The sequence below is a fragment of the Streptomyces sp. NPDC057099 genome, from assembly GCF_042671245.1.
In the GTDB taxonomy this organism is placed as follows: Bacteria; Actinomycetota; Actinomycetes; order Streptomycetales; family Streptomycetaceae; genus Streptomyces; species Streptomyces purpurascens.
Map to the genome: position 1 here is coordinate 1 of NZ_JBHUTX010000126.1, position 1,274 is coordinate 1,274.

Annotated in this window: 1 protein-coding gene; it reads right to left on the minus strand. The window is 74.8% G+C overall.

Annotated features, from left to right (window positions below):
* The coding region (locus ACFT4A_RS42500; protein WP_382842062.1) for a DUF2637 domain-containing protein at positions 1–1,274 on the minus strand (1,274 nt) is incomplete at both ends.

Genomic DNA, 1,274 nt, shown 5'->3' on the forward strand with positions numbered 1-1,274 from the left:
GCGGCCTCCTCGGCCTCCTTCGCGGACGCGGCCTCTGCCTTCGCGCGCTCGGTGGCGACCTTCGCGGACTCCTCGGCGGCGGCCTCCTCGGCGGCCCGGCGGGCTGTCTCCTCGGCGGCGCGCTGGGCGGCGGTGGTGGCGGTGGTGGCCTGGATCTCGGCGGTGGCGACGATGGCCTCGGCGCGGTGGGCCGCGGCGCGGGACTGGCCGTCGACCGTGGCCTTCAGCTCGGCGAGCTCGCCCTTCTGCCGGGTCTCCTCGGCCTCCTTGGCCAGGGCGTCCATGTTGGCCTGGTGGGCGTCCTCGCGCTCCTGGCGCTCCTTCTCCCGCTGCTCGGCCCGCTGCTGCTGCTCGCGGTCCCGCTTCCGCTGCTGCTCGGCCCGCCGGCGCTCCGCCTCCTGGGCCTGCTCCTGCTCCAGCCGCTCGGCGGGGATGGCGCGGGCCTCGTCGACGCTGACCCCGTACGGGGCGAGGAGCGCGGGCATCCGGTCCAGCACGCTCGCGCGGTCCTCCGCCGTGCCGGTGGCGTACAGGGCCCGCTCCTTCTGCCACACGCGGTAGATGGCCAGTTCACGGGCGAAGACCCGGGCGTCGGCGTAGGTGGCGGGCTGGATCTTGGCGTGCCGGAAGATGGTCCAGGTCACGCGGAAGTTCATGAACCACTCGGCGAGGGTGAGGACCTGGTCGGCGGGCTGGCCCGCCTCGATGCGGGCAGTGCGGGCGATGGCCCAGCGGGCGACCTCGGTGAGGATGACGTACGCGGCCGGCATCATGGCGTGCCCGAGGACCCGCCCGAAGTCCTGGTCCAGGGCCTGGGCGAGGGTGGGCGTGCCGGGCATCCCGTCCACCGCGGCGGACACGTTGAGCGCGATGGTGACGCCGGTGAGGGCGTGGGCCGTGATCCGGACCCACGGGCGGGCCATCTGCCGCCAGGCGAGGACCAGATCAGCCGTGTAGAGGGCGACGATCAGGCCGTCGACCCCGAGGGGGAAGGCGTAGGACTGCCAGCCGGTGTACCCCCAGTCGACGGCGGCGTCGCGCAGTGCGCCGTAGGAGAGGGCGAACCCGACTCCGGCGGCGGTCAGTCCGGCGAGGACGGCGATGACGGCGAGCGGGATCATCAGCCACAGGTGGCGGCTCGTCTTGGGCTCGGTGTCGGTGTCGGCCGGGGCGTCCGCGAAGGTCTGCGAAACCAGGGCCGGGGTCCGCGAAGGCGGGTCGGTGCGGGTCGGGGCCGGGGCGTGGATGCCGGGCTCCAGGGTGGTCGCCACGGG